General features: G+C 67.9%; 22 protein-coding genes. 8 read left to right on the top strand and 14 right to left on the bottom strand.

What is annotated here, in order from left to right; all coding sequences use genetic code 11:
• Window positions 1-4: 4 nt before the first annotated feature.
• Genes SYV04_RS28540 through SYV04_RS28530 form a run of 3 tightly spaced genes read right to left on the bottom strand, consistent with a single transcriptional unit; the run spans window position 5 to window position 2894 of the window.
• On the bottom strand, window positions 5-787 hold the full coding sequence (locus tag SYV04_RS28540) for a sugar nucleotide-binding protein (RefSeq protein ID WP_321549102.1): 783 nt from the start codon (window positions 785-787) through the stop codon (window positions 5-7).
• Window positions 784-2397, bottom strand: coding sequence for an alpha-amylase family glycosyl hydrolase (locus SYV04_RS28535; protein ID WP_321549101.1), 1614 nt, complete (start codon window positions 2395-2397; stop codon window positions 784-786). Before SYV04_RS28535 ends, SYV04_RS28540 begins: the two co-directional genes overlap by 4 nt.
• 41 nt (window positions 2398-2438) lie before the next feature.
• Window positions 2439-2894 (bottom strand): CBS domain-containing protein, encoded by a 456-nt coding sequence (locus SYV04_RS28530; RefSeq protein ID WP_321549100.1) that lies wholly within the window; start codon window positions 2892-2894, stop codon window positions 2439-2441.
• Between the two features lie 201 nt (window positions 2895-3095).
• On the opposite strand from SYV04_RS28530, the gene SYV04_RS28525 reads away from it, so the two are divergent.
• The 4 genes from SYV04_RS28525 to SYV04_RS28510 all read left to right on the top strand — a co-directional run bounded on the left by SYV04_RS28525 (window position 3096) and on the right by SYV04_RS28510 (window position 6027).
• Window positions 3096-3857: a crotonase/enoyl-CoA hydratase family protein gene (locus tag SYV04_RS28525; RefSeq protein WP_321549099.1), complete on the top strand. Its 762-nt coding sequence runs from the start codon at window positions 3096-3098 to the stop codon at window positions 3855-3857.
• Window positions 3858-3955: 98 nt separating this feature from the next.
• The gene (locus tag SYV04_RS28520) at window positions 3956-4426 is read left to right on the top strand and encodes an Lrp/AsnC family transcriptional regulator (RefSeq protein ID WP_321549098.1); all 471 of its coding nucleotides are present in this window, start codon (window positions 3956-3958) and stop codon (window positions 4424-4426) included.
• 59 nt (window positions 4427-4485) lie between these two features.
• A complete protein-coding gene (locus SYV04_RS28515) occupies window positions 4486-5637 on the top strand; it encodes an aminotransferase-like domain-containing protein (RefSeq protein ID WP_321549337.1) in 1152 nt (383 codons plus the stop codon).
• A 9-nt stretch (window positions 5638-5646) separates the two neighbouring features.
• The gene (locus SYV04_RS28510) at window positions 5647-6027 is read left to right on the top strand and encodes a YccF domain-containing protein (RefSeq protein WP_321549097.1); all 381 of its coding nucleotides are present in this window, start codon (window positions 5647-5649) and stop codon (window positions 6025-6027) included.
• A gap of 11 nt (window positions 6028-6038) precedes the next feature.
• On the opposite strand, the gene SYV04_RS28505 is transcribed toward SYV04_RS28510, so the two are convergent.
• From SYV04_RS28505 to SYV04_RS28495, 3 genes are all read right to left on the bottom strand, one after another.
• Window positions 6039-7796: a hypothetical protein gene (locus SYV04_RS28505; RefSeq protein WP_321549096.1), complete on the bottom strand. Its 1758-nt coding sequence runs from the start codon at window positions 7794-7796 to the stop codon at window positions 6039-6041.
• 105 nt (window positions 7797-7901) lie between these two features.
• A complete protein-coding gene (locus SYV04_RS28500) occupies window positions 7902-9296 on the bottom strand; it encodes an MBL fold metallo-hydrolase (protein ID WP_422723981.1) in 1395 nt (464 codons plus the stop codon).
• A gap of 135 nt (window positions 9297-9431) precedes the next feature.
• Window positions 9432-10619, bottom strand: a complete 1188-nt coding sequence (locus SYV04_RS28495) for a heparin lyase I family protein (protein ID WP_321549094.1) — start codon at window positions 10617-10619, stop codon at window positions 9432-9434.
• A gap of 357 nt (window positions 10620-10976) precedes the next feature.
• Between SYV04_RS28495 and SYV04_RS28490 the strand changes: the two genes are divergently transcribed.
• Both SYV04_RS28490 and SYV04_RS28485 read left to right on the top strand, forming a co-directional pair.
• Complete coding sequence (locus SYV04_RS28490; RefSeq protein ID WP_321549093.1) at window positions 10977-12080, top strand: LysM peptidoglycan-binding domain-containing protein; 1104 nt, start codon at window positions 10977-10979, stop codon at window positions 12078-12080.
• A gap of 143 nt (window positions 12081-12223) precedes the next feature.
• On the top strand, window positions 12224-14134 hold the full coding sequence (locus SYV04_RS28485) for a YgiQ family radical SAM protein (RefSeq protein ID WP_321549092.1): 1911 nt from the start codon (window positions 12224-12226) through the stop codon (window positions 14132-14134).
• 87 nt (window positions 14135-14221) lie between these two features.
• Here the strand turns inward: SYV04_RS28485 and SYV04_RS28480 are convergent, their stop codons facing one another.
• Entirely contained in the window at window positions 14222-15532 is a 1311-nt protein-coding gene (locus SYV04_RS28480) for a pectin acetylesterase-family hydrolase (protein ID WP_321549091.1), read from the bottom strand.
• A gap of 79 nt (window positions 15533-15611) precedes the next feature.
• Between SYV04_RS28480 and SYV04_RS28475 the strand changes: the two genes are divergently transcribed.
• Window positions 15612-16295: a hypothetical protein gene (locus SYV04_RS28475; RefSeq protein WP_321549090.1), complete on the top strand. Its 684-nt coding sequence runs from the start codon at window positions 15612-15614 to the stop codon at window positions 16293-16295.
• 14 nt (window positions 16296-16309) lie between these two features.
• Window positions 16310-17170, top strand: a complete 861-nt coding sequence (locus tag SYV04_RS28470; protein ID WP_321549089.1) for a pirin family protein — start codon at window positions 16310-16312, stop codon at window positions 17168-17170.
• Window positions 17171-17213: 43 nt separating this feature from the next.
• On the opposite strand, the gene SYV04_RS28465 is transcribed toward SYV04_RS28470, so the two are convergent.
• From SYV04_RS28465 to SYV04_RS28435, 7 genes are all read right to left on the bottom strand, one after another.
• Entirely contained in the window at window positions 17214-18443 is a 1230-nt protein-coding gene (locus SYV04_RS28465) for a sugar ABC transporter permease (protein ID WP_321549088.1), read from the bottom strand.
• Complete coding sequence (locus tag SYV04_RS28460) at window positions 18440-19228, bottom strand: ATP-binding cassette domain-containing protein (RefSeq protein ID WP_321549087.1); 789 nt, start codon at window positions 19226-19228, stop codon at window positions 18440-18442. The genes SYV04_RS28465 and SYV04_RS28460 overlap by 4 nt, the downstream gene beginning before the upstream one ends.
• 14 nt (window positions 19229-19242) lie before the next feature.
• Window positions 19243-20358, bottom strand: a complete 1116-nt coding sequence (locus SYV04_RS28455; RefSeq protein ID WP_321549336.1) for an ABC transporter substrate-binding protein — start codon at window positions 20356-20358, stop codon at window positions 19243-19245.
• 150 nt (window positions 20359-20508) lie between these two features.
• Window positions 20509-21654, bottom strand: coding sequence for a glycoside hydrolase family 16 protein (locus SYV04_RS28450; RefSeq protein ID WP_321549086.1), 1146 nt, complete (start codon window positions 21652-21654; stop codon window positions 20509-20511).
• 120 nt (window positions 21655-21774) lie between these two features.
• Window positions 21775-23976, bottom strand: coding sequence for a di-heme oxidoredictase family protein (locus SYV04_RS28445; RefSeq protein WP_321549085.1), 2202 nt, complete (start codon window positions 23974-23976; stop codon window positions 21775-21777).
• Window positions 23977-24378: 402 nt separating this feature from the next.
• The gene (locus tag SYV04_RS28440; protein ID WP_321549084.1) at window positions 24379-25740 is read right to left on the bottom strand and encodes a GH1 family beta-glucosidase; all 1362 of its coding nucleotides are present in this window, start codon (window positions 25738-25740) and stop codon (window positions 24379-24381) included.
• Between the two features lie 116 nt (window positions 25741-25856).
• On the bottom strand, window positions 25857-26897 hold the full coding sequence (locus SYV04_RS28435) for a LacI family DNA-binding transcriptional regulator (RefSeq protein ID WP_321549083.1): 1041 nt from the start codon (window positions 26895-26897) through the stop codon (window positions 25857-25859).
• Between the last annotated feature and the right edge of the window lie 76 nt (window positions 26898-26973).

Genomic DNA, 26973 nt, shown 5'->3' with positions numbered 1-26973 from the left:
CGGCCTACGGCAGCTCCGGCAGCCACGCCTTCAGGGAGGGGAGCTTCACCCGCTCATCCCGCATCCGCTGGTCGAACACGAAGCGCTCCGAGGGCTCCACCCGCCACCGGTTGCCGTGGCGCGCGCTGAGCGCACGGGCGATCTCGTAGAAGGTCCACCGCTCGTTCGAGTCGAGCATGTAGAGCCCCTGCGCGGCCCAGGCCAGCTCGCGCAGCGCCCGCACGGTGTCCTCCAGCGGAGAGCAGGCCGGGTACCAACGCGTGCTCGCCTCCACCCGGCCCTCCTGGCGCATCTTGTCCTCCAGGAAGGCCAGCATGTTGTTGCCCGTGAGCTGCTCGCCGATCTGCCATCCCAGCCGCACCACGCGCGCCTCGGGGTTCTGGAAGAAGGCACGCTCCTCGGCCCGGCGCTTCTCGTACCCGTAGCCCTCGGTGGCATCCGGCCGCGAGTCCACCGTGAAGGGCCCGCGCGCGTCGTTGGAGAACACCAGCGTCGTGCTGGAGAACACGAAGCGCACGCCCAACGTGCGGGTGATCCACGCCAGCTCGCTGGTCCACTCGTAGTTGATCAGCCACGACTCACCGGGCCGGCCCGTGGGCTCGGAGGCCGTGGCCAGGTGGAAGAGCACGTCCGGCGCCGTCTCGCGGACGAAGCGCTCCATGGCCCAGTAGTCATCCACGGGGACCCGCCGCCGGTCCCAGGGGATGACCTCGAAGCCCTCCTGGCGCAGGTGCGCGCTCAGGCGCGTGCCGACCGTGCCGCTGGCTCCCGTAATGACCGCTCTCATCGCAGGCGCCAAACCGCGCTGGAGTACGCGGGCACCGATAGCCGCCACGTGCCGCGCTTGCCCTGCTCGGCGGTGGCCGTCACCTCGGGATCCGAGAAGAGGGCCTCCCCGGGCGCCGCCGGGAGCGCCTGGAGCACGGTGGCCGGCGTGGCGCCCACATTGTGGACCACCAGCACGCGCTCGCCTTCGGCCTCCCGGAGGAAGGCCACCACGGAGGGGGCCTCCTTGCTCGCGGGCAGCAGCTTCAGCGTGCCCAGCCGCAGCGCGGGCGAGGCGCGGCGCACGTGGATGAGCAGCCGGTAGCGGTGCAGCAACGAGCCGGGGTCCGCGAGCTGCGCGGCCACGTTCCGGGCCTGCCAGCCCTCGACGAAGGGCTTCCAGGGCTTGCCCGCGGTGAAGCCCCCCTTCTCCGAGCCATCCCAGGGCAGGGGCCGGCGCTTGGCGGGATCGCCCTCCTCGCCCGGGCCGTTGGGCAGGCCGATCTCCTCGCCGTAATAAAGGAAGGGAGTGCCCGGCAGCGTCAGGAGCACCGCAGGGGCGCTGCGCAGCCGCCGCTCGTCCCCCTTGAGCAGGGTGGCCACGCGCGTCTGATCATGGTTGGTGAGGAAGGGCGCATCCAGCACGCCCGACGGGTAGGCCTTGGTCACCTCGGCGAGCGTGGTGGCCAGGCGCGCCGGGTCGCCCGTCTCGAGCGCGTTCACCGCGGCCTCGGCGACCGGGAAGTTGAAGAGCATGGGCAGCTCGTCACCGCCGCGCAGCCGCGCCGTCGAGCCGTAGTACGGGAGGATCTCCGGGGTGGTGCTCCACACCTCGCCCACCAGGAGCGCGTCGGGGCGCACCCCGCGCACGTGGGCGGAGAACTCCCGCCAGAAGGCGTGCGTCTCCGGCGTGTTGTTCTGCGCCTCGCCCGGCCCCTTCTCGGTGATGTGGCGGGCGGCATCCAGTCGGAAGCCGTCCACGCCCCGCGCCAGCCACAGCGAGGCCAGCCGCTTCATCTCCGCGCGCACCTCGGGATTGCGGTGGTTGAGGTCCGGCATGCCGCTCCAGAAGATGCCGTAGTAGTACGCGTCGCCCTTGCGGTGCCACGTGGGCCCGTTGCCCCAGGGCTGCTTCCAGCCGGGATCATCCTGGCGCCAGACGTACCAGTCGCGGCGGGGCGAGTCGGGAGAAGCGGCTGACTCCACGAACCACGGGTGCTCGGCGCCGGTGTGGTTGATGACGAAGTCCACCACGATGCGGATGCCGCGCCGGTGGGCCTCGCGCAGCAGCCGATCGAAGTCCTCCTCGGTGCCGTACTCCGAGTCCACCTTCTCGTAATTGACGACGTCGTAACCGTGGTAGCTGGGCGACTCGAAGATGGGCATGAGCCACAGCCCCTCCACGCCCAGCTCCTTCAGGTAGTCCAGCTTGCTCGTGAGGCCGTTGAAGTCCCCCACCCCGTCGCCGTTGGAGTCGGCGAAGCTGCGGACGAACACCTCGTAGAACACGGCACCGCGCGCCCACTCGAGCTGCCAGCCGGGAGGCGCGGCGGCGGCGGGACGCACGGGCGGAGCGGCGCGGGCGGTGAGCGCGCCGCACAACACGGCCAGGACACAGAGCGAGCGGGTCATGGGCGCGCACCTTAACCGAAGGTGGACGCCCGCTCAGGCGCTCAAGCGCTCGGAGCCATCCGCTCGTCGGCCGTACACATTTGGAAGCGGAAGGGCGGTTCGTTGGAGAGCTGCTCGGGCTCGAGCAGCAGCGACATCAGATCTGTCGAGGTGACCAGTCCGACCAGCTCGTTGAAGGCATTGACGATGGGCAGCGAGTCGATCCGGTGCTCGAGCATCAGCGCGGCGAGCTGCGAGACGGGCGTCCCGGCCCGACAGGTGATCGGCCGCAGCGTCATCGCCTGGCTGGTGGAGATGTCCGGGAGCACGAACGTCCCCTCGAGGAGCGAGCCCCGCGACAGCAGATCCCGGTCCGAGAGGATGCCGCAGAGCACACCCTGGGTCACCACGGGCAGGTGACGCACACGGAGCTGCTTCATGAGCGCCTGAGCGCGCGGCAGCGGAGTCTCCGGGGTGATGCAGGTCACATTGATGGTCATGATGCGGCTGGCCTTCATGGATTCCTTCCGGGGTGCGTGGGTCCGGCGGTGGCGTTGCAGGGCCCAGGCCATCCGCTCTCGTTGGGGATGACGCGGGAAGACCGCAGATCTTGCGCCGCGCCGCTCGTTGTGGCGCAGCCTCTGCGTGGGAAGCACGGCCGGCCGTGGCGCGAGGAGACAGGTTCCGCTCCCAGAGGGCCCGTGCGAGGCTGCGCCCGCATGAACGTCCAGGTCGAGAAGCGCGGGCCCGTCACCACCGTCATCCTCCACCGCCCCGAGGTGCGCAACGCCGTGGACGGCACCACGGCGCAGTCGCTCGCGGACGCCTTCCGGGCCTTCGACGCGGACCCCGACGCCAAGGTGGGCGTCTTCTTCGGCGAGGGAGGCACCTTCTGCGCGGGGGCGGACCTCAAGGCCGTGGCCGAGGGGCGGCTGCCCCGGCTGGCCCCCGAGGGAGATGGGCCCATGGGGCCCTCGCGCATGCTGCTGAGCAAGCCGGTCATTGGAGCGCTCTCGGGGCATGCCGTCGCCGGCGGGCTGGAGCTGGCGCTCTGGTGTGACTTGCGGGTGGCCGAGGAGGACGCGGTGCTGGGCGTTTTCTGCCGCCGCTGGGGCGTGCCGCTCATCGATGGAGGAACGGTGCGGCTGCCGCGGCTCATCGGCCTGTCGCGCGCGTTGGATCTGATCCTCACCGGGCGCCCCGTATCCGCACAGGAGGCGCTGGGCATGGGGCTCGTCAACCGGGTGGTGCCGCCCGGGACGGCCCGACAGGCGGCCGAGGCGCTGGCGCGGGAACTCGCCGCGTTTCCCCAGGCCTGCATGAACGCCGATCGGCGCTCGGCCTACGAGCAGGACGGACTGCCCCTGGAGACCGCGCTCCGCCAGGAGTTCGAGCGGGGCATCCAGGTGCTCCAGTCCGAGTCCCTCGCGGGCGCCCGCCGCTTCGCCCAGGGGGCCGGCCGCCACGGCAGCTTCGAGTAAAACCGGAGCCGCCAGATCCCCTTGAAACTTTGGAACAGCAATAATATCCTATCTGCCAGAGTCAGTTGACGCTTATAAAAATAAGGTCCCTCTGGCCCATGGACGCTCAGGACTACCGCATCATCGACATGTTACAGCGTGACGGGAGGGCGACTCAGTTGGAGATCGCCCGCGCGGTCGGGCTGTCGCAGCCGGCGGTCGCCGAGCGCATCCGCAAGCTGGAGGAGCGTCGCGTCATCACCGGCTACACGGCGCGCGTGGACGCGACGAAGCTGGGCAATGACATCACCGCCTTCATCGGGGTGAACATCGAGCACCCCAAGTACTTCGAGAACTTCGCCCAGAAGGTGCTGACGCTGCCCGAGGTGCTCGAGGCGCACCGCGTCGCCGGCCAGGACTCGTACATCCTCAAGGTACGCACGGCGAACACGCGCACGCTCGATCAGCTGCTCGTGGAGACGCTGCGCACCATCTCCGGCGTCACTCGCACCAACACCACCATCGTTCTGACATCCATCAAAGAAGAGACGCTCGTACAGCCCTCTGCTGTTCTCCTGAAAGGAGATTGACCGTGACCCTCGCCGCTAGCGTGCATCCCACTCCTATTTCGCTCCCGCTCGCGCGGCGCATGGCGCGGCTGAAGCCGTCCGCGGTGCGAGAGATCCTCAAGGTGGCCGAGCGTCCGGACATCCTCTCCTTCGCCGGGGGCCTGCCCGCCCCCGAGCTGTTCCCCATGGAGGCGATCGCGCAGGCGCACGCCGAGGTGCTCGCGGACGAGGGCCGGGCGGCGCTGCAGTACAGCACCACCGAGGGCTACGCGCCGCTGCGCGAGTGGATCCGTGGGCACATGGCCCAGCGCGGCATCCGCGCCACGTCCGAGCAGGTGCTCATCACCAACGGCTCGCAGCAGGGCATCGACCTGGTGGCCAAGGCGATGCTGGATCCGGGTGACATCGTCGTGGTGGAGAACCCCAGCTACCTGGCGGCGCTGCAGAACTTCGCCGGCTACGAGGCCGACATCCGCGTTGTCGGCAGCGACGACGAGGGCATGTGCGTAGACGAGCTGGAGGAGCTCGTCACCGAGCGCCGGCTCAAGCTCATCTACCTGGTGCCCAACTTCTCCAACCCGAAGGGCACCACGCTGTCGGTGGAGCGTCGGCACGCGCTGGTGCGCTTCGCGCAGACGCACGGGGTGCTCATCCTCGAGGACAACCCGTACGGCGAGCTGCGCTTCCGGGGCACGCACCTGCCGCCGCTGGCCTCGCTGGACGAGGCGGGCGTGGTGGTCCACCTGGGCACCTTCTCGAAGACGCTGGCGCCGGGGCTGCGCATCGGCTGGGCGGTGGGCCCCAAGGAGCTCATTCGCAGCCTCACCATCATCAAGCAGGCGGCGGATCTGCACACGGCCACGCTCGCGCAGCGGGCCACCTACCGGCTGCTGCAGCGCTTCGACTACGAGGGGCACCTGAGCCAGCTGCGCCTGCACTACGGCGCGCGGTGCCAGGCGATGCTGAATTCGCTGACGGCGCACATGCCGAAGGACATGCGGTGGACCCACCCGGATGGCGGCATGTTCCTGTGGGCGGAGCTGCCGCGCGGCCTGAGCGGGGATGAGCTCTTCCCGCGAGCGCTGGAGCAGCGCGTGGCCTTCGTGCCCGGCACCTCGTTCTTCGCCGCCAACCCGCAGCCCCAGTTCATCCGCTTGAACTACTCCAACCGCCCGCCGGAGATCATCGACGAGGGCATGCGGCGACTGGGCGCGGTGCTCGCGGCGAAGTAGGGTACGGGCATGCGCCCGATCCTGAACATCCTGTGGATCATCCTCGGAGGGGGATTCATCATCTTCCTCGAGTACCTGATCGGCGGGCTGTTGCTGTGCCTCACCGTCATTGGCATCCCCTTCGGTCTGCAGTGCTTCAAGATCGCCGGGCTGTCGCTGCTGCCCTTCGGTCGAGAGATCCTCGACGCGCCGGGCAGCAGCCCCGTCGGCTGCGTGCTGAATGTCTTCTGGATCCTCGTCGCCGGCATCTGGATCTTCCTGAGCCACATCGGGCTCGCCCTGACGCTGGCGCTGACGATCATCGGCATTCCGTTCGCCATTCAGCACGTGAAGCTGGCCATGCTCGCGCTCGCGCCCTTTGGGAAGCTCGTGCGCGAGACGCCAGGCTGAGTCGCTCGGGCCTACCAGCTCACCGAGTCGACGTGGACGGTGCCCGTCCAGCTCCCGTTGGTGGAGAGCTCGAGCCCCAGCTCCTGGAGCGGTAGCACCGCGTTCGCGGGCACCTGAACGCTGACGGTGTTCCAGGCGCCAGTCCTCAGGGTCGCGGCGGAGATCCACGTTCCGGTATACCGCCACCCTCCCCCCGCGCCCTGCTGAACATAGGGCTGGAGCGCGGTGACGCGGCTGCCCGCCGGGACCCAGACGCGGAAGGAGACCGTGCGGCCTCGGGGCACCGAGGCGCCGGGCACGTAGACCTTGGCCAGGCCATTCACGGCGCCCGCCATCGACACCGCGAGCGAGCGGCTGCCCGCCCAGGCGCGAGCGGAAGAGGAGGAGATGCCCGTGATGGTGGCGCCCCAGCGTGTCCACCCCTGGGTGCCATTCTCGAAGTGGAAGGGTGCGGGGTCCGTGGACGGCGGAGGCGTGGGCGGAGGCGTCGTGCCGGGCAAGGTGGGCCCCGCGGGGATGACGAGCCCCCCCGCCTTCAGGAAGGCGCCGGCCCGGCTCTTCATGAAGAGCTGGCCATCGGTGTAGTAGTCGTTCGTGTACGAGCTCTGCCGGCCCTCGCCCTTGCCGAAGAGCAGGGCGATGACGCCGCTGCCAGCGAACTTCTCCCGATGGGCGGCGCCGCTGGTGCCAAAGAAGTACTCGGCGCGGTTGTCGCGGTAGCCCTCGCGCGGCGCGTCGCGCGTGTTGTCCACGCCCAGGTGGTTCGAGTTGCCCAGGGGCAGTTGCCACAGCACCCAGCGCTTGCCGGAGGCGACGTTCCACAGGCGCAGCCACTCCGCATACCGGTTGAAGCTCTTGGAGGTGATGGGGGCCGAGTCGCTGGGGTCCCACCACCGGTCCTGCCCGAACATCCGCTGGAAGAACTCCGCATCGCGATCGAGCGGATCCGTCACCAGCACGTCCCAGGTCGCCCCCGTCACGTTGGAGGCCAGGCCGAGCGGCTTGAGGAACGAGTGGACCTTCGTCACCTCCGGCTCCAGCGGCGTGGTGACGGAGAAGTGGGCGAGATCTCCGTCCCCAGCCCACGCGGAGACGTGGATGCCCAGGATGACGTTGCTGGCCCCCACCGCCTTGCGGAGCTGGAGGAAGGCGAGCCCCCAGCCGGCCGCGGTGTTCGGCAGCCCGGCCAGCTCCGGCAGCCCCGTGGAGGCCACCGCCGCCGCGGTATTCGGATTGTTGAGCGCCTGCTTCTGCAGCAGCCCGAAGCCGTCCGCCTCCACCATGACGAGCACCGGCTTGCCGAACTCCTTCGCCCGCTGCATCAACACCTTGAAGTCGGAGAAGTAGCTGCGCATGGTGGTCGCGTTCTGGACCTTGGAGAGCAGCTGCGCCTCGCCGCCGCCGGGCTCATCGTTCAGCTGGTAGTACTGGATGGCGGGGATGAAGCCCTGCGCGTCACACTCGCGCATGTAGTCCAGGCCCCACTTGCCCTCGGTGGGGCCCCAGCCCCAGTTGTCGATCCAGCCCTTGACGAAGTAGCGGTACCGCACGTTCCAGGGCACGCCGCTGTTCTTCATCCAGCTCTGTCCGGCGTCCTCGAACAGGCCCACCAACAACTGGGGAGGCAGGCCTGTGGGGACGGAGCCAGCAACGGGGGCGACGAGGGCCGCCTCACCCGTCGAGAGGCTCTCGGCCTCGGAGCGTTCGGCCGTCCCGGGACCACATGCAACGATCGCCAGGAGGGCAGGCAATAGGAGGTTGTATTTCATGGCCCCCCAACAGCCGGGGCGGGGGCGCGGCATTTCTCCCACCCCGGGGGCCCGCACGTTCCGCGAGCAGAGGCGCGGGCGGATGTTGGGGACGAGCCGCCTGCTCTACAGCACCGCCCGGCGCACCTTCCAGAAGGCCTCCTTGGCCTTGCGGAACGCCGGCGAGTCCGGCTTGAGCACCGCGCGCAGCAGCTCCGCGGACTGGGTCTGCAGCGGCCGCATGCAGTGCGTCTCCAGGCGCGAGCGGAGGAAGCCGACCGGATCCCTGCGCCGGTACTCCGCGAAGTACGCCGCCAGCTCGTTGCGCGTGCGCACCCGCCCGTTGTCCGCGTACTTCGCCACATAGGGGCTGAAGTCCGGGTACAGCCGTCCCTCTCCGAAGTCGCCGTGCAGCGTCGTCTTCATGAAGTTGCCGATGAGCAGATCATCGAAGACCTCGTAGCGCACCGCCGTCATCAGCGAGTTGCGCGGCGCCTCGAAGGTGATGCCCTTGTGGAAGCGTCCCCGACGGAAGGGGATGAAGTGCTCCCGGCCGCCCACACGGAAGCGCAGGAAGTCCAGGACCCGCTCCAGGTGGTGGACCCGCCGGAAGTACGCCTCCAGGTCCTGAGCCTCGCGGGAGTTCAGGTGCTCGCTCCAGTCGTCGCCGAAGACCTTGGGGTCCACGGGCTGGAGGGCCCGCTCTCGCGGGGAGATGGACTCGAGGCGATCATGGAGGAAATCGCGCTGGATGAAGGCGGGCAGCAGCTCGCACGTCGAGGACTCGAAGCCCCGGGCATAGTCCTCCAGCGTGGTGGTGTACTCGGAGGCCCAGACGCTGTCGTTGCGCTGGTACTTGTGCATGGAGCTGAAGGGCACGAAGTAGCGCACGCCATAGAAGCTCGCCATCCGCGCGATCGTCTGGCCCACGGGCGTCTTCGCCGCGGCGTACGGGGGGAGCCGCGACCCGTCCTCGGTGAAGTAGTTGATCATGTCCGCGTCGCCATAACCGGACAGCGCTAGCAGGTAGGACTCCGAGTAGCCGGAGATGACCTTGCGCACGAAGCGGCCCCAGCCCCGGTCCCCCGCGTCGTTGAGGTTCACGATGAGCCGCCCGCCGAGGTCCACCAGCAGCACCGCGTCCTGGTTCATGTCGGGGATGCACATCACCCGCAGGCGCGGGGTGAGCGGCGTCCACACCCGATCCACCAGCACCTCCACATTGAAGCCCTGGGCCTTGAGGTCATCGCGGATGCGGTGGCCGAAGTGGTTGGGCAGGAGCACCGTCTTGTCGCGCAGCTTCTCCAGCGACTCCGTGCTCAGGTGGTCCGGGTGCCCGTGGGACAGCCACACGTACCGGCAGCCACGAACGTGCTCGCGCTGGGCTTCCGGTATCTCGTGCGACAGCGTCCAGCTGCCAAAGTAGGCGCCCCCATCCAACCAAGGGTCCGTCACCAGCACTGGCCCGCCGTCGTGACAGATGAGCGTGGCGTTCCCGATCGTCTCGAAGCCCAGTTCCATGTTCCCAAGGTGGCGCACAGGGAGCCGGGCCTCCATTGCCTTACCGGGTAGGCAAACGTTCATGCCCGGCGAGCCCGGGAGCAGCCATGCAGCCAGCCGCTCCCAGGCTCCGGAGTCCTGACTTGGAGGCAGCCGCTACGGGAGCACGTCCGAGAGCTGCTTCGCCATGGTGAAACCGTCGTGGTACAGCACGCCCACCTGGGACACGGTCTCGTTCCGGTACAGGCCCAGCTTCAGGTAGTTGAGCATCCCCGAGTACTGGGTGGCGATGTAGCGCTTGGGCAGGACGAGCTTGCCGTTGTGGTACAGCTCGACGAAGCCCACGCTCGCGTTCGGCGACCACTTCACGTGGAAGATGAAGTCCTGCCACGCCCCACGGACCAGGGGCGTGCGCCACACGATGGTGCCGGGGTTGCCGCCGATGTTCAGGCGAATCTCCTCACCGTTCACGTAGAACTCCACGGGCGGCGAGCCGCTGCTGCCCTCGTGGTGCCACTGGGCGAAGAGCTGCCAGGTCTTCACGCTCGGGAAGTCCGTGGCGAACATCGTGCTCCACTTGTAGTAGTACTCCGAGCCCGTCGGCTCTCGCGTCATGCGGAACAGCTCGTTGCGGTTGCCGCTGGAGTTGATGGGGTCATCGCCCTGCCGCACGGTGACCTTCATGGCGTAGCGGCCCTCGCGCATCGGCGAGGACACCACCTGCAGCCGGTCCGCGCTCACCATCTGCGTCCCGGACCACTGGGTGCGGTCCCCTGTCTCGAAGTCCCCGCGCCACACGACGGTGGAGGGCGGAGGCGTCGTGCCGGAGCACACGCGCGCCTCGGCGATGCTGGCCCACTCGTTCAGGCTGTTGCCGTTCACGGTGATGCGCAGGCGGCGCGCGGTGCGGGCGGTGAAGGCATATGTCTCCGCCGCCGTCGTAGTGCCGCTGCTCGTGCCCGTGTAGACCGGGGTGTACGTCATCCCATCCAACGAGGTGGAGAGCGTGAAGGTGTTGGTCCGGGTGTTGCCTTGGTGCCAGGCGATGGCCGCCGCGGAGACCGTCTGGTTGGAGCCCAGGTCGTAGTCGATCCAGGAGCCCTTGCCGAGGTTGCTCCAGCGGGTGCCGAGCTGATCATCGAGGGTATTGGCTGGCGGATTGCCGTCATTGCCGCTGGCGATGACGGACGAGGCCGCCAACGGCGTGCAGTTCTGCAGGGTCAACGCCTCCGTCTCGGTTTCCACGAGCGCGGGTTCTTCACCACCGGTGACCATGTCCTGCGAGCCACAGGCGAGGCTGTTGATGACGAGCAAAGATCCGACCAGGAAAAGGGCTTTCTTCAAAATGAGAGTCCTTGTGTGAAGGCAAAGGGGGGACTGCTCCGTGCCGCGCGAGGCAGCCGGGAGGTGCGGGTTGGGGGGTTTGGGGGTACAGCTCTCCCGTGACGCAGGGCTCGAGCCCTGACGTTGGGGACGCCGCGAGGGTCTGGGTGGGTCTGCTCCGGGTCTGCGGCCGCGGGATGCGGTCACGCCTTGCGAGCTCACCAAGGCGCAAGCGCGGGATTTATTTCGTACTCAACATATCCCCTACCGAGCCTGCTCTCGCTGCAGGCGAGCAGCCACGGGCTCCAGATTCTCTGAATCCGCAACTTTTCCACGGTTGATTCGAGAATCAGGGCACCATCTTCGCACGGAGTCCTTGTGTCCCAGTCCTACACGATCCGCAGTGGTGACACCCTCGGAGGCATCGCCAAGCGCTTCAACACCTCCGTGGACCGCCTCGCCCAGACCAATCGGATCGCCAACCCGGACCGGATCTACGCGGGCCAGCAGCTCACCATCCCCGACGGCTTCGACGCCCCCACCGCGACTCCCAGCGGCGGCTCGCGCGGCTACACCGTCCAGAGTGGCGACACGTTGAGCGGCATCGCCGGGCGCTTCGGCACCACCGTGGGGGCGATCGCCTCCGCCAACGGCATCTCCAACCCCAACCGCATCTACGCCGGTCAGCGCCTCACCATCCCCGGGGGCTCCGCGCCCCAGGCGCCCAGCGCGCCCCCGGCTGGCGGCGGCTCGCGCAGCTACACGGTGCAGAGCGGAGACACGCTGAGCGGCATCGCCGGGCGCTTCGGCACCACCGTGGGGGCGATTGCCTCCGCCAACGGCATCTCCAACCCCAACCTCATCTATGCCGGCCAGCGCCTGACCATCCCCGGAGGCAACGGCCCCGTCACCGGCCCGGGCCCCGTCACCGGCCCCGGCAACGTGCCGACCACGGGCGGCGTGTCGCTCCAGCAGCTCCGGGCCATCATGCCCAACCTCCCCGAGGGCCGCGCGCAGCAGCTCCTGCCCTACCTCAACTCCGCCATGCAGGAGGCGAACATCAACACGCCTCGCCGGCAGGCCGCCTTCCTCGCCCAGCTCGCCCACGAGAGCGTCGAGCTGCGCTACTTCGAGGAGATCGCCTCCGGCGCCGCGTACGAGGGCCGCGCGGACCTGGGCAACACCCAGCCTGGCGACGGCGTGCGCTTCAAGGGCCGCGGCCCCATCCAGCTCACGGGCCGCTCCAACTACCGCGCCGCGGGTCGGGCGCTCGGCATCGACCTGGAGAACAACCCCGCTCGCGCCGCCGCTCCGGACGTGGGCTTCCGCACCGCGGCGTGGTTCTGGACCAGCCGCAACCTCAACTCCTACGCGGACGCCGGCAACTTCGACGCCATCACCTACCGGGTGAACGGCGGCTACAACGGCAAGGCGAGCCGCGATGCCTACTACGCGCGCGCCCGGAGCGTGCTCGGCGCGTAGACCGGCTCAGTAAGCACTGAATTCCGGTTTTCCCCCACCCCGCCGGACGAGCACGTTCGGAGCACGCCGGGTATGGGATTGGGGGCGGTCGCGTGTTAACGGGAAGCGCCGCTCCTCCTCTAATAGGAGGCGGCGTCTCCACCATGGCCACGCCCGCTCGCTTCCTCCATCCGTTCCTTCCCACCACTCGCGCCGACATGGAGGCGAGAGGCTGGGACCAGCTCGACATCATCATCGTCAGTGGCGACGCCTACGTGGACCACCCTGCCTTCGGACCGGTGCTCATCGCCCGGTTCCTCGAGGGGCGAGGGTTCAAGGTAGGCATCATCGCCCAGCCTGACTGGCACTCAGCCGACCCCTTCAAAGTGCTGGGCAAGCCGCGGCTCTTCTTCGGGGTGGCCGCCGGCAACCTGGACTCGATGCTCAACCGGCTCACCGCGCAGAAGAAGAACCGCTCGGAGGACCAGTACAGCCCCGGCGGGCGCACCAACTGCCGGCCGGACCGCGCCACCATCGTCTACGCCCAGCGCTGCCGCGAGGCGTACCCGGACGTGCCCATCATCCTGGGCGGGATTGAAGCCTCGCTGCGGCGCATCGCCCACTACGACTACTGGAGCGACAAGGTGCGCCGCTCCATCCTCTTCGACGCCAAGGCGGACCTGCTCATCTTCGGCATGGGCGAGCGCCCCGTATGGGAAGTGGCCGACCGGATGCGCCGAGGTGAGCGCATCGATCAGATCCGCGACGTGCGCGGCACGGCCTACCTCATCAACGACGCGGAGATGAAGGTCCACGAGGCGGACCCGGCGAAGCGCGCCGCGGACCGCAAGACGGTGGTGCTGCCCTCCTACGAGGAGGTGATCGCCGACAAGCGCGCCTTCGCGGTGATGACGCGGGACTTCCAGATGGAGACCAACCCGGGCAACGCGCGCCCGGTGGCCCAGCGCCATGGCAACCGCGCCATCTACATGAACTCGCCGGCGCAGCCGCTGGAGGACGGGGTAGGCACCTCGGAAGGCGCGGTGGCGATGGACGAGATGTACGACTTGCCGTTCAACCGCGTCCCCCACCCCATGTACAAGGAGCGCATCCCCGCCTACGAGACGGTGAAGCACTCCATCGTGCTGATGCGAGGGTGCTTCGGCGGATGCACCTTCTGCTCCATCACCGAGCACGAGGGGCGCGTCATCCAGAGCCGCTCGGCGGAGAGCGTGCTGCGTGAGGTGCGGGCGCTGCGGCGGATGGGCGACTTCCGGGGCACCATCACGGACCTGGGGGGCCCCACGGCCAACATGTACAAGCTCAAGTGCAAGAGCGAGGACATCGAGCGCAGGTGCCGCAAGCTGTCCTGCGTCCACCCCGGGGTGTGCGAGAACCTCCAGACGGACCACGGGCCGCTCATTGATGTCATGCGGCAGGTGCGCGAGGAGGAGGGCGTCAAGCACGTCTTCATCGCCAGCGGTGTGCGGTACGACCTGGCGGAGCGCTCACCCGAGTACGTGAAGGAGCTCGCCGCGCACCACGTGGGCGGCCAGCTCTCGGTGGCGCCCGAGCACGTGTCGCCGCGCGTGCTGGAGAAGATGAAGAAGCCGGGCATCGCGAGCTTCGAGCGCTTCCAGCACATGTTCGCGTGCGCCAGCGAGGAGGCGGGCAAGGAGCAGTACGACATCCCCTACTTCATCAGCGGACACCCGGGCTCGGCGCTGGAGGACATGATCGACCTGGCGCTGTGGCTGAAGCAGAACGGGAAGCGACCGCGCCAGGTGCAGGACTTCATCCCCACGCCGATGGCGGTGGCCACGGCCATGTACTACTCGGGGTTCGATCCACTGAAGATGGAGCCGGTGTACACGGCGCGAGGGCTGCGCGAGAAGCGGCTGCAGAAGGCGCTGTTGCTCTACTGGAACCCGGAGCAGTGGCCGCTGGTGCGCGAGGCGCTGGAGCAGGCAGGCCGCAAGGACCTCATCGGGCGGGGACCGAGCGCGCTGGTGCCTCCGGAGAGCGCTGGCGAGGCCGAACGGCGCCGACGGGCCGAGGAGCGCCGGTCGAACTGAGGGCCTGTGCTCCGAGGAAGGAACACAGGCCCCGGTGACGCACGGGTGGGCGGGAGCTGAGTCCCCCCGCCCACCGTGTTCAGCGGACTACCCGCCGAGCGCGCCGTTGATGAGGGCCGAGACGGCGCTCATGCCCGGGTCCTCGTTGTTGTAGTTGTTTGCCGGCTCGTAGATGCGGATGCGCTGGTTCTCGTTGATCCAGCGGCGCAGGAACGTGTCCATCGAGACGAACTCGCTGTAGCACTTGTACGTCTGCCCCGGCGGCCACTCCAGGTACTCATACCAGTAGCGCTTCTTCTCCATGCGCTGGCAGGCGTGCGAGCCGATGAAGGTGATGACGGTGCTGCAGTGGCTGTCGTTGATGGGGCGGTGATACGGAATGAAGTAGCTGAAGTTGTTGTAGAGGTTCATCTCCGCCACCAGCTTGTCCTGGTCCGCCTTCCAGTAGTTGAGGATGGAGGCCTTGTCGTTGGGGGTGCGGAAGCGCTCGTACGAGAAGCGCGAGTAGTTGTAGTCCTGCAGATAGCCCGTGTACGCCAGCTGATCGTTCGGGAACTCCTGGGCCACCATGCGGCTGATGCTGCCGAAGTTGTTCTGGTCGAAGGTGGCCGGCAGCTGGCCGAACACGGAGTTGAGGTTCCAGGACTGGCGGATCTTGTCGTGCAGCGGGCGCGACAGCGCGTCCGCGTTGGGCGCCAGGTGGATGGGGCCCGAGTCATTCAGGTAGTAGCCCTTGGCCGGGTTGATGATCTTGCGGATGAAGTAGTACCCGGACGCGGTGGCCGCGCCGCCCGCGCTGTAGCCGGTGACCAGCAGCTTCTGCACGCCGGGGATCTGCGCCTTCACGTAGTTGGCCGCGGCGATGGAGTTGGAGTAGCCCTTGTGGTGCCAGGTCAGCGGCGGGTTGGCCCCCGTCGGGTCCACGTAGGTGGCCACGTTGTTGCCCGTGTGGACGTCGCCGGTGCAGTAGGGCAGGTAGACGACGTTCCACCCCTTCGTCACCAGGTCCGTCTTCGAGCGCAGCGGCAAGCCCGGGTCCGCGCCGTTCACGAGGGGCGATACGTACTTCGCCGTGAACTGCTGAATGTAGTCGTCGCTGATGCCGTTCGGGTTGGCGGCCCCGAGCACTCCGGCGCGGCCACTACACGTGTCGTAGTCCCAGCACGCGCCGCCACCTTCGAGCAGGAAGAGCACGTTGGGAGAGGAGGTCCGGCTGACGAAGAACTTGTACTGCGAGCCGTTGCCGCACTGGGTCCCCGGCAGCTCGACCTTCTGCCAGTTATAGTTGTTACCACCATCCACGAGGACGTCGATGATGGCGGGCAGCAGCACCTCGGCACTGGCGACCGCGGGCGCCAGCGTCAGGGCCAGCAGCGCCGGTAGGAGACGTAGCTTCATTTATGGGTTCCTCCTGGTTTATCGGGGGTTGCTCGGTATACTGGGAGTGAAGTCCAAGGGCAAGGGTGTCTGATCCACCATGAGTTTGACTCACCGCATAAAGCTGCCGCTCGTGCTGGGAGCGCTGGTACTGGTGGCTGCGGTCCTCTTCGCGCTGCTCAACCATTCCTCGCCGGAAACCACTCCCATACATGAGGCGAAGGGTGCGACAACCCCCGCGCCCGCCCCCAGCGTGCCGGCACCCTCGAGCGTGGCGACGCCAGGGCGCATCGCGGTGCCGGACCCGAACGACTCTCTGGCCAAGCTCCTCGAGGTCCCCCCTGCGGAGTCCACGCAGGAGCAGTATCCGGATTCTCCGCTGAAGATCGAGGAGCTGAGGGCCCGGCTGCCAGACAACCTGTACTGGAAGCGAGACGCGCCGACGACGGATCCCGAGGTGCTCCGGCAGCGCGACGAGGAGGCGCGGCAGTGGAACACGGTCTTCGGGAAGGTGCAGGTGGGCGAGGCCACCGAGGAGGAGATCCAGCGCTACTACGACTACCGCCGGAAGATCTCCGAGGACTACATCGAGATGGGGAGCCTGATGCTCACTGAGTACAGGGATCGCCTCCCCGAGCGGGACCAGGGGTTGATCGAGCTGAGCATCCGGATGCACCGGGACCGGCTGGCGGAAGTGCCACGGCAGCTCTCGGAGGCGCAGGAGCGCAAGAAGCTCCTGGACCAGCGGCGAGAAGAGTGGCGTCGTACCGGCAAGGCGCCCTGAAAGGAGCGCTGACCATGTCCTCTCCATCCCTGCCCCGTTCCGTGCTGAAAGTGGTTCATCCTCCGCGCCGTACGCGGTCGTCCGACTTCAGCGCCACCCAGCTGGGTGGGCCGGAGCTCCAGGACGCGATGGACCCGTTCATCAGCATCGACCACTTCGAGATGCGTGCGCCTACCTTCGCGCCCCATCCGCACGCGGGCTTCAGCGCCGTCACCTACCTCTTCGAGGATTCGGAGGTGGGCTTCCTCAACCGTGACTCGCTCGGCCACCAACTGGTCATCGAGCCTGGGGAGCTGCTCTGGACGCAGACGGGGCGCGGCGTGGTCCATGAGGAGTACCCGGTGCGCCGTGGGTCCACCGTGCATGGCCTCCAGATGTTCGTGAACCTCGCCTCGGACAAGAAGTTCAGCGAGCCCAGCATCTTCCACACCAAAGGGCCGAGCATTCCCGTCATCGAGGGCCCTGGCAGCCGCGCACGAGTCCTGGTGGGAAGCTCCAACGGGCGCACCGCGGAACTCCGCCCTCCCACCGACGTGACGCTGCTGGATGTGACGCTCCAGGCAGGCGGCGGCTTCGAGCACGTGCAGCCGACGAGTGACTCCCTCCTGGTCTACGTGACAGCCGGCACGGTCCTCGCGGGCCGAGAGGACCGCAGACTGGATGCAGGAGATGTGGCCGTGCTGGGCCCAGACGGGGACCGCCTGATCCTGCGCGGTACGGAGACCCCGGCCCGGCTGATCGTCTTCGGGGGACGGCCGCTGCGCGAGCCCATCGTCTCCCAGGGCCCGTTCGTGATGAACACCCAGGAGCAGATCGAGCGCGCCGTGCAGGACTACCAGGCCGGGCGCATGGGCCGCCTCGAGCCGGTGAACTAGAAGTACAGGGGAGGAGATCCGAACTCCCCTCCCCTGCCCTACCTCAGGCTCGGCCCGCGGCCTGCCGTCCCCGGCGCGAGAGCGCGTCGATGGAGGCCGCCACGAGCAGCACCGCTCCGGTGACCATGAACTTCACCGAGGAGGACAGCGCCAGCAGGTCCATCCCGTTGGAGATGGAGCCGATGACCAGCGCGCCGAGGATCGCCGACCACGCGGAGCCGCGCCCACCGAAGAGGCTGGTGCCGCCAATCACCGCCGCGGCGATGGCGTTGAGCAGCACATCGCCACTGCCCGAGGACTGATTCACCGCCAGCAGGCGCGAGGCGGCGAGGATGCCGCCAGCGGCGGCCATGGTGGAGGCCAGCGCGAAGATGGCCACGCGGATGTTCTCCACGCGGATACCCGCCCGCCGCGCCGCCTCGGCGTTACCGCCCACGGCGAAGACGTGGCGGCCGAAGCGCGTGCGCTTGATGAGCAACTCCAGCAGCACCACGACGCCCGCGAAGATGAGCGCCGCGAGCGGCAGTCCCCGGTCCTGCGTGAAGACGGCCACAGCGGCCACCACCGCGCCGGAGATGACCACCACCCGCGCCACCGTGGAGCGCATATGAGGAAGCGGCAACCCAGCGGCCGCTCGCCGCCACCGCTCCACCAGCACCGTGGCCACGTAGGTGAGGATGATCAACGCAGCCACCGGCCAGGCAACCGTCGCCTCGAAGAACGTGCCGGTGAGCCCGGTGATGAGCGGATCATTGAGGTTCACCGTGCCCGTACCGCCCAGGGCGAACAGCAGGGCGCCCTGCCATCCGAGCAGTCCCGCCAGCGTCACCACGAAGGAGGGCACGCGCAACTTGGTAATCCACAAACCGTGGAACAGCCCGATGGCCATGCCCGCGCCCAGCCCTGCGAGGATGGAGGGCACGGGCGCCCACTGCATCTTCACGTTGAGGATGGTCATCACGGAGGCGGCCAGTCCGCTCACGGCACCCGCGGACAGATCAATCTCTCCCAGCAGCAGCACCAGCACGATGCCCGCGGAGATCGTCCCCATGGCGGCGATCTGCAGCATGAGGTTGGTGAGGTTGACGGCCGACAGGAAGCGCGGGTTGGCCAGGTAGAAGATGAGCCAGATGACGCTCAGGCCGACGATGACGGGCAGGCTGCCCAGCTCGCCTTGGGACAGGCGGCGACGGAAGCCCCGCCAGGCGCCCACGAGGCCAGGCTCATCCTGAATCAGACGCGGATCGACTGCCACTCCCAGCTGCGCGCTCATGAAGCCTCCACCTGCCGAATCTCGTGCGCCTCGGGCCTCCTGGCCCCAGTGATGGCGGAGACGACCTCGACCTCCTTCGTATCCTTGGCGTCGAAGGTCGCCACCCGCTTGCCCAGTCTCATCACGATGATGCGGTCGGCCACGGAGAACACGTCCATCAGGTTGTGGCTGATGACGACGACTCCGAGCCCCTGCTCCCGCAGCCGGCGGATGAGTTCCAACACCTGCCGCGTCTGCGCCACGCCGAGCGCGGCGGTGGGCTCGTCCAGCAGCACCATCTTCGGCGCGCCCATCATCGCCCGGGCCACCGCGATGGACTGCCGCTGGCCGCCCGACAGCGCCGCCACCTGCGTGCGCACGCTGGGGATGCTCACGCTCAGCCGCTGAAGCAGCGAAGAAGCCTGCTGCTCCATCGCTGTCTCATCCAGCCAGCCGGCCGCCTTGCCCACGCCCCCCGCGCGCACCTCGCGCCCGAGGAACAGGTTGCCCACGACGTCCAGGTTGTCGCAGAGCGCGAGGTCCTGGTACACGGTGGCGATCCCCAGCGCGGAGGAAGCCTTCGGCCCATCGAGTGACACGGGCCGGCCCTCGAAGCGCACCTCGCCCTCGTCGATGGGGATGATTCCCGAGATGACCTTGATGAGGGTGGACTTGCCGGCTCCGTTGTCGCCCACCAGGGCGACCACTTCACCGGCCGAGACCTCGAAGTCCACCGCCGTGAGCGCCTGGACAGCTCCGAAGCGCTTGGAGATTCCGCGCAGCGCCAGCAGCGTGTTGGAGAGCATGGGGATCTCCTGGACTACTGGAACTGCGCCGTGGCGCAGGCATCCTTGTACGCGCCCGCGCAGATCTCGTCGGCCTTCCAGAAGCCATCGGCGACGACAGTGCTCTTCACGTTCTCCTTCGTCACCGCCACGGGCGCCAGCAGGATGGCCGGCACGTCCTTCTGGCCATTGTTCACCTTGGCGTTGACCTTGCCAGCGGGAGCCGGCTGGCCCTTGGCCAGCGCCACCGCCAGCTCGGCGGCCACCTCGGCCTCCGGCTTGATGGCCTTGTAGACGGTCATGAACTGCTCGCCCGCCACGATGCGCTGGATGCCGGCCAGCTCCGCGTCCTGCCCGGTGACGGGCGGCAGCGGGTTGACGCCCGAGGCCTTCATCGCGGCAATCGCACCGCCGGCCGTGCCGTCATTGGCCGCGTACACACCGACAATCTTGTCCTTGCCCAGCGAGGTCAGCGCCTGCTCCATCTGCTGCTGCGCCTTGTCCGGGCTCCAGTCCGGGGTGTCGTACTCGGCCCCCACCGTCAGCCCGCTGCCGTCGATGGCGGCGTGCGCGCCGGCCTTGAACATCTTCGCGTTGTTGTCGGTGGGCGCGCCGTTGATCATCACCACCGTGCCACTGCCCTTGCCGTCCGCCTTGAGCTTGTCGACCAGCGCCTGGCCCTGGAGCTTGCCCACCTTCTCGTTGTCGAACGAGATGTAGTAGTCCACGTCCGCGCCGGTAATCAGTCGGTCATAGCTGATGACGGGCACCTTGGACTGCTTGGCCCGCGCTACCGTGGCCGCCGCCGAGGCCGAGTCCACCGGGTCGAGCACCAGCACCTGGGCGCCGTTGGTCAGCGCCGCCTCGGCCTGGCTCTGCTGCTTGGCCGCGTCCTGGTCCGCGTTGCTGTAGATGACCTCGCACTCCGGGCACAGCTCCTTCACCTTGCGCTCGAAGTGCGGCCGGTCGTGCGACTCGTAGCGCGCCGTCTTCGACTCGGGCAGCAGCAGGGCAATCTTTGCTCCCGCGGCCTTCTTCTCGCCCGTGGACGTGGCGGTGGTTCCCGCCGCCGGCTCCGAGCTCTCCTTCTTGCAAGCCGTTCCCACCCACGTCAGCGCGGCCAGCACCGTCACGGTACCGACGCGAATCATCGAAAAGCGCGTGTCCACTCGTCCCTCCCTCGCCGGAGCGGGGTCAATCGTTGCTCTGTCTTTGAGGCTTGTGCCGCACAGCGAAAAAACGACTGGCTGCGTCTCGCTCTCCAACAGGAGAGGTGACACAGCCAGTCGGGGTACTCGCGTCTACTGCTTCTGCCACACGCGGACGTAGTCGACGTACATGTACATCGGGAAGTCGGCGGGGTTCGGCTCGGCGTAGCCCGTGAACAGGCCGCTGAGGGCCAGGTTCAGGATGATGTAGAACGGCTTCTGGAACTCTTCCTTGTTGGCCGCCGTGATGTCCACGGTGTGAACCGGCGTCGGGTGCGTCTCACGGTCCACGTACCAGCGGATCTGCGTGGGCTCCCACTCGATCGTGTACAGGTGGAACTGGGTGACATTGCCCACGTTGATGTTGCTGGGCTGCTCGTTGTTCATGCCGTTCCCCCACGGATACAGACCGGTGCGCGAGTCCCAGAACAGGTTCTGGAAGGTGACCGTCTCGAGGTTGCGGTGCTCCATGATGTCGATCTCGCCGCAGCTCGACCAGTTGGACGCCATGATGTCGTAGTGGCTCATGGGCGCCGCATAGTTGGTCGTGTACGTGTCGTCGCAGGCGTTCCCCATCATCCAGAAGGCCGGCCAGGTGCCGATGGCGTTGGGCATCGCGATGCGGGCCTCGACGCGGCCATACTTCCACGACCGCTTGCCCTTGGTGGTGATGCGCGAGGACTTCTGGAACCAGTTGCGGCCGGCGATGACGGTGGGCGTCGTGGCGAAGTCAGCGCGGATGACGAGGTTGCCGTTCTGCTGGTAGGAGTTCTCGGGGCGGTACCACTCCCACTCGCCGTTACCCCAGCCCGAGAAGGCGCCGGCGCCCGGGTTCCAACCGTTGCCCACGTGGTAGTTCCAGTTGGCGGAGTTGGGCTGGCCGGTGCCGCTGAAGGTGTCTTCCCAGACCACCGCCCAGTTGCCGGTCGGCGGAGGCGTCGTGCCTCCCATGGTGAACTGGGCCCACGCCGTGTCGTACGCACCGCCGCTGGTGGGGCCGATGGTGAAGAAGTAGCGCACCGCCGCGCCGCTCGGCACGCCCGTGACGTTGTAGCTGTGGTTGGTGCCGCTGGCGGTCATCCGCACGTTGAGCTGCGTGCCACCGTTGATGGTGTAGTGCAGGTCCGCCCAGGCCGCCTCCTTGACCCAGAACTGGATGCTGGAGCTCGACGTGACGGTATAGCCCGACGTCGTCGCGGCCAGCGCCTCCGTGGCGAACAGGACCGCGAGCGCGGCCATCACACACTGCGCCGCGAAACCACCTCGGGATACGGCTCTCACCAGTTGATTCTCACGCATCGTTCATTCCCCTCGATTGAAACAAGGACAGCGATTGAAAGTGAAAGGACCGCCAGGAACTCAGAGCGACTGCAGGAAGCGGAGCAGCGCGGCCCGGTTGGTGCTGCTGGCGGTGCGGAAGGCCTGCTTGGAGGCCTCGGCCTCGCCGCCGTGCCACAGGATGGCCTCGCTCAGGTTGCGAGCGCGGCCGTCATGCAGGTACGCCTCGCCACCGCTCACACCCGCGGTCAGGCCGATGCCCCACAGCGGAGGCGTGCGCCACTCAGCGCCCGAGGCCAGGGCCTCCGGCAGGTTGTCCGCCAGGCCCGTGCCCATGTCGTGCAGCAGCATGTCCGTGTACGGGCGGATCGTCTGCCCGCGCAGCTCGGCCATGGGGTGATACGCGCTGGTCGTCAGCGACGGCGTGTGGCACTTGCTGCACCCGAAGGTGCCAAACAGGCTCTCGCCCTGCTGGGCCTGCGTGTCATTGAGGTTGCGGCGCGCCGGCACGCCCAGCGTAGCGACGTAGCGAACCAGCTTGTCGAGGTCCGCGTCGCTCAGCTCCGTGCCCCCGGCCGGGCAGCTCTGCGACGAGCCACAGTCGTGGTTCGGGTAGATGGAGGTGGTGACCCCCATGTCCGTGTTGAGCGCCCGGGCGATCTGCTGGCTGAGGCGGGCGCTGCCAGCCTTCCAGCCAAAGCGGCCCATGCGCTGCTGGCCCGTCTGCGAGTCGGTCACGTACTGGATGCGCCCGGAGATGCCGTCGCCATTGCTGTCGGAGGGATCCTCCAGGGCGGCGACCGTGGTCTCCGCGACGGCCTCCAGCAGCCCCATTCCAACCAGCGGCGAGGAGATGCGCGCCGAGTAGTTCGCGGGCACCGCCCCGGTGAAGCTGTAGGTGGGGCGCCGCAGCTGGTACGCCGTCCCGTCGCCGTACGTGCCGCTCGTCGTCGTCCAGCCCGAGATCGTCACGTTGCCCTCGGGGCTGCCGCTGGTGGTCTGCGGCTGGATGACGAAGCCCAGCTGCGGATGGGCCGTCACGGTAGAGCCACTCACCTGCCCCACCCGGACGACGTACTGCAGGGCCGGAGAGAGGACGGAGTGGCCATAGCTGCCATTGCCACCGGTGCTCCCGCCCGCCACCGTGAACTGGATGGCCGCGGTGCTGGTCTGGCCACCGGCGGCCAGGCCGATGGTGAACGAGTAGCGCACGGTCGCCCCACCCGGCAGGTTCGCCGCGATGAAGGTGTTGTTGTTGGCGGCATCGTGCGTCATCCGGATGTTCTGCTGCCCACCGCCGTTGACGCTGTAGTGGACGTCGGCCCAGGGGGCGTTGTTGGCGAAGAACTGCACGTTGAGTCCGGCCGTCGTCGTCCCCGGCGGCAGCGCGCGCCCGTTGTTGACGTGGCAGGCGACACAGCTGCGCGCGATGTAGCGAGGACCGAGCTTGTTCAACTGCTCGCCGTACACCGGGTTGCCGGACTCGGAGTGGGTGCCATCACCGAAGTCGGTGTGGTGCAGGCGGCGGCCGAGGACGAAAGGCTGCGCGTTCACCGGCGCCAGGTTCGTCGACATCTGCTTGAAGCGGTGGGAAGGCTCGTTGGAGTAGTTGTGGCCAATCGTCGTGCGCCCCCCGAGCCAGGCCGCCTGCGGCAGCGCGAACGAGTCCAGGTTGGCGCCCACACCCTCCCAGGGGACCATGCCGCCCTGTCCGACGATGTAGAGGAAGGTCGTGCCGTAGTAGTTGGTGCGGCCTTCGACCGGGGGCAGGAGGAAGGGGCTGATCTCGATCTCCATCCGGTCGCCGTTCTGCAGCGCCCGGTTCTCCCGGACGTTGCGCGTGACGGTGACGGTGTAGTGGAGCGGATCCAACTGCGTCATGTCCGCGTTGAAGTGGTAGTTCGAGAGGACGCCCTGCCCCAGGTAGAAGGCGCGGAAGTCCGGCGTCTCCAGCGGCACGAGCGAGGTGACGTTGAAGGTGATGTCCGTGCCGCCCTTGGCGACGCGGTCGACGATCTCGACGGAGATGGTCCGGTTGGTGAAGTACAGCGGCAGGTAATGATCGTAGCTGCGGAACTCCGACTCACGCGCGTGGCGGTCTCGCACCCGGTCCGCGAAGCGGGTGACGCGGGCCGTGGACGTGTCCACCACGAGCGCGGGCTCCAGCGAGGTGCTGGCGCTGAACAGCGGCACGCCCGTGAAGGCCGCCTGCTGGACGCTTCCCGTCAGCTCCTCCTCGGTGAACTCCAGCTCGCCGCCGCAAGCCAACGTCACGGTCGCCATCAACCCCGCGACCCCCACCAGCCATGACGCCCTCCCCCGCGGCCACCCTCGTCCTTCGTTCCGCGACTCCCCAAGCGACATAACCGTCTCCTCGGTCTGGCTGGTGAAAGGGCCGTCCTTGCGCACCGCGTCAAGACAGACGGGGGCTTCTTGCTTCCCCCGGGCAGCCGTATAGGCCTCGATACCCGGTAAGTAAAGCATTTTTTGAATGCGCTTTCAAGAACCCGGGTGTCTGTAAACCGGAAAACACTCAAATGATGGGGCAAAGCCCTGGGTCCCTGGGTTTCAGCAGGAGGCTTTCTGAAAGCGCTCCCAGCAATGCGGGCACCCAGAAACACAAAAGGGGCGGAGACCATCCGGCCTCACGCCCCTTTCGGGTGCCTCACTGCCGGGGAGCGAACCTCACGCCCCGGAGACGGAGGGCTGCCAGATGCGCTGGGACGCGATGAAGTCGCGGTACCAGTGGGCGCTGTCCTTCATCACGCGCCGCTGGGTGTCGTAGTCGACGTACACGATGCCGAAGCGCTTCAGGTAGCCCAGCGCCCACTCGAAGTTGTCGAGGAAGCTCCAGGCGAAGTAGCCGCGGATGTCCACGCCCTGGGCGCGCGCCTCCGCCATGGCCCCGATGTGCGTCTCCAGGTAGCGCACCCGCTCCACGTCGTGGACCCGGTCGCCCTCCAGCCGGTCCACGAAGGCGGCCCCGTTCTCGGTGATGTAGAGCGGCGGAGGGTTGTAGTGGCGGGTGAGCCGGACCAGCAGCTCCGTCAACCCCTGCGGATAGACCTCCCAGCCCATGTCGGTGAAGCCCATCTCTCCCGGAGGCGTGGCGCTGGGGTCCTCGGCGTGGACGACGTTGCGCGTGTAGTAGTTGATGCCCAGGAAGTCGATCGGCTGCCGGATGAGCCGCAGGTCCTCCGGCTTCACGTCGGGGGCATCCGCCCCGAGGTGATTGAGCACATCCTGCGGGTAGTGGCCTCGGAACAGCGGGTCCATGTACCAGCGCACCAGCAGGCCATCCTCGAGCTGGGCCTTGGCCCGGTCGACGGCGTTCAGCCGGGCGGGATGGGTGGGCGCCATGTTGAGGACGATGCCCAGCTTCACCCGAGGCACGATCGTGCGCAGCACCTGCACGCCCAGGCCATGCGCCATCAGCAGGTGGTGCGACACCTGCATCGCCAGCCGCCGGTCCGTCAGGCCGGGCGCGAAGATGCCCTTCTCATGGCCCAGGGTCGCCACGACCCAGGGCTCATTGAACGTGGTGATGCTCTCCAGCCGGTCTCCCAGGCGGCGCGCGACCACCTCCGCGTAGTCAGCGAAGTGCTGGATCGTCTCCGGGTTGGCCCACCCGCCCTCATCCTGGAGCGCCTGCGGCAAGTCCCAGTGGTAGAGCGTCAGGTGCGGCCGCAGGCCTCGCGCCAACAGGCCGTCCAGCATCCGGTCGTAGAAGTCGAGCCCCTTCGCGTTCACCGGATAGCGCCCCGAGGGCAGGACACGAGGCCAGGCCACCGAGAAGCGGTAGGCGTTGACCCCCAGCGCCACCAGCAGGTCCAGGTCCTCCTCGACGCGGTGGTAGTGCTCGCACGCCACGTCGCCGGTGTGGCCGTCCACCACCTTGCCCGGAGTGTGGCTGAAGGTGTCCCAGATGGACGGGCCACGCCCATCCTCATTGGCGGCGCCTTCGATTTGATAGGCGCTGGTGGCGACGCCCCACTGGAAGTCCTCGGGGAAGTATCGGGGGTTCATAGGCTTGGGCTGGCGCGACATCGGGTCTCCTCTCCCAGGGAGAGGCCCTCATCATGACACGGCAAGCCATAAGGTGAAAGCGCTTTCATCACTTCCCTGTTTTTACGCGCTTTCGGGCCCCTCTTTTCAGGATTCTGTCAGTAGGACTGACCGCGCCGCCGCTGGGTCGACTCGCGGGCGATGAGTTCCAGCGGCAGAGAGGGGATGACGACCTCGGAGACGGGCCGGCCCTGGATGAGCTGGAGCATGGCCCCTCCGGCCGCCTTCCCCAGGTCGTACACGGGCTGGCGCACGGTGGTGAGCGGCGGGGTGGAGTACAGCGAGCCCGGCAGGTCGTCGAAGCCAATCAGGGACACGTCCTCCGGGACGCGGATCCCCTTGCGGTACAGGGCCAGCCGGGCGCCGTAGGCCATCTGGTCGTTGGCCACGAACAGGGCCGTGAAGTTCAGGCGCGTGTCCAGCAGCTGGTTCAGCGCCAGCAGGCCACTGGCCTCATGGAAGTCGCCCACGGCGAGCAGGCGATCCTCCATCGGCAGGTTGGCTTCGGCCAGCGCGCGCCGGAAGCCGGCCAGGCGCTCCTGGGCATCGACATTGTCCTCCGGCCCGCCGATGTGGGCGATGCGGCTGTGGCCCAGCTCGATGAGGTGGCGGGTGGCCTCGTAGGCGGCCTGCTCGTTGCCGAGCTGGATGCTGTAGAGGTTGGGCGCTCGCAGGCTGCGGCCGGTGATGACGATCGGCATGCGCTGCGCGTAGGTCAGCAGGGTGGCGTCATCGAGAATGCCGGTGAGCACGATGATGCCGTCGACGCGGCGCGCCACGAGCAGCGCCATGCGCTCGGCCTCCTTGGCCCGGTTCCAGTGGCCGCTCACGAAGAGCGGCGCATAGCCGGCCACGGAGATGCTGTCCTCGATGCCCTTGAGGGTCTCGTTGTAGAAGGGGCTGGAGATGTCCTGGGTGACGACCCCGATGGACATGGAGCGCCCACCCGCCAGGCCTCGGGCCATGACGTTGGGGTGGTAGTCGAGCTCGGCGATGGCGCGCTCGACCGCCTTGCGCTTGCTCTCCCGCACACGGGCCGTGCCATTGAGGATGCGCGACACGGTACTCGGCGAGACGCCGGCACGACGGGCCACTTCCTCCAGGGTCACCTCAGAGGGACCTCGACCATCACCATCCATGGGTGGGGCTCATAACATCGGCTTGACAACGCTGTCAAAATACGACTGTCCGCTCGGTGAGCCCGCCACGCCGAGG

It is taken from the genome of Hyalangium ruber (genome assembly GCF_034259325.1).
GTDB classification, from domain to species: Bacteria; Myxococcota; Myxococcia; order Myxococcales; family Myxococcaceae; genus Hyalangium_A; species Hyalangium_A rubrum.
This window is presented reverse-complemented; position numbering and strand designations above follow the sequence as displayed.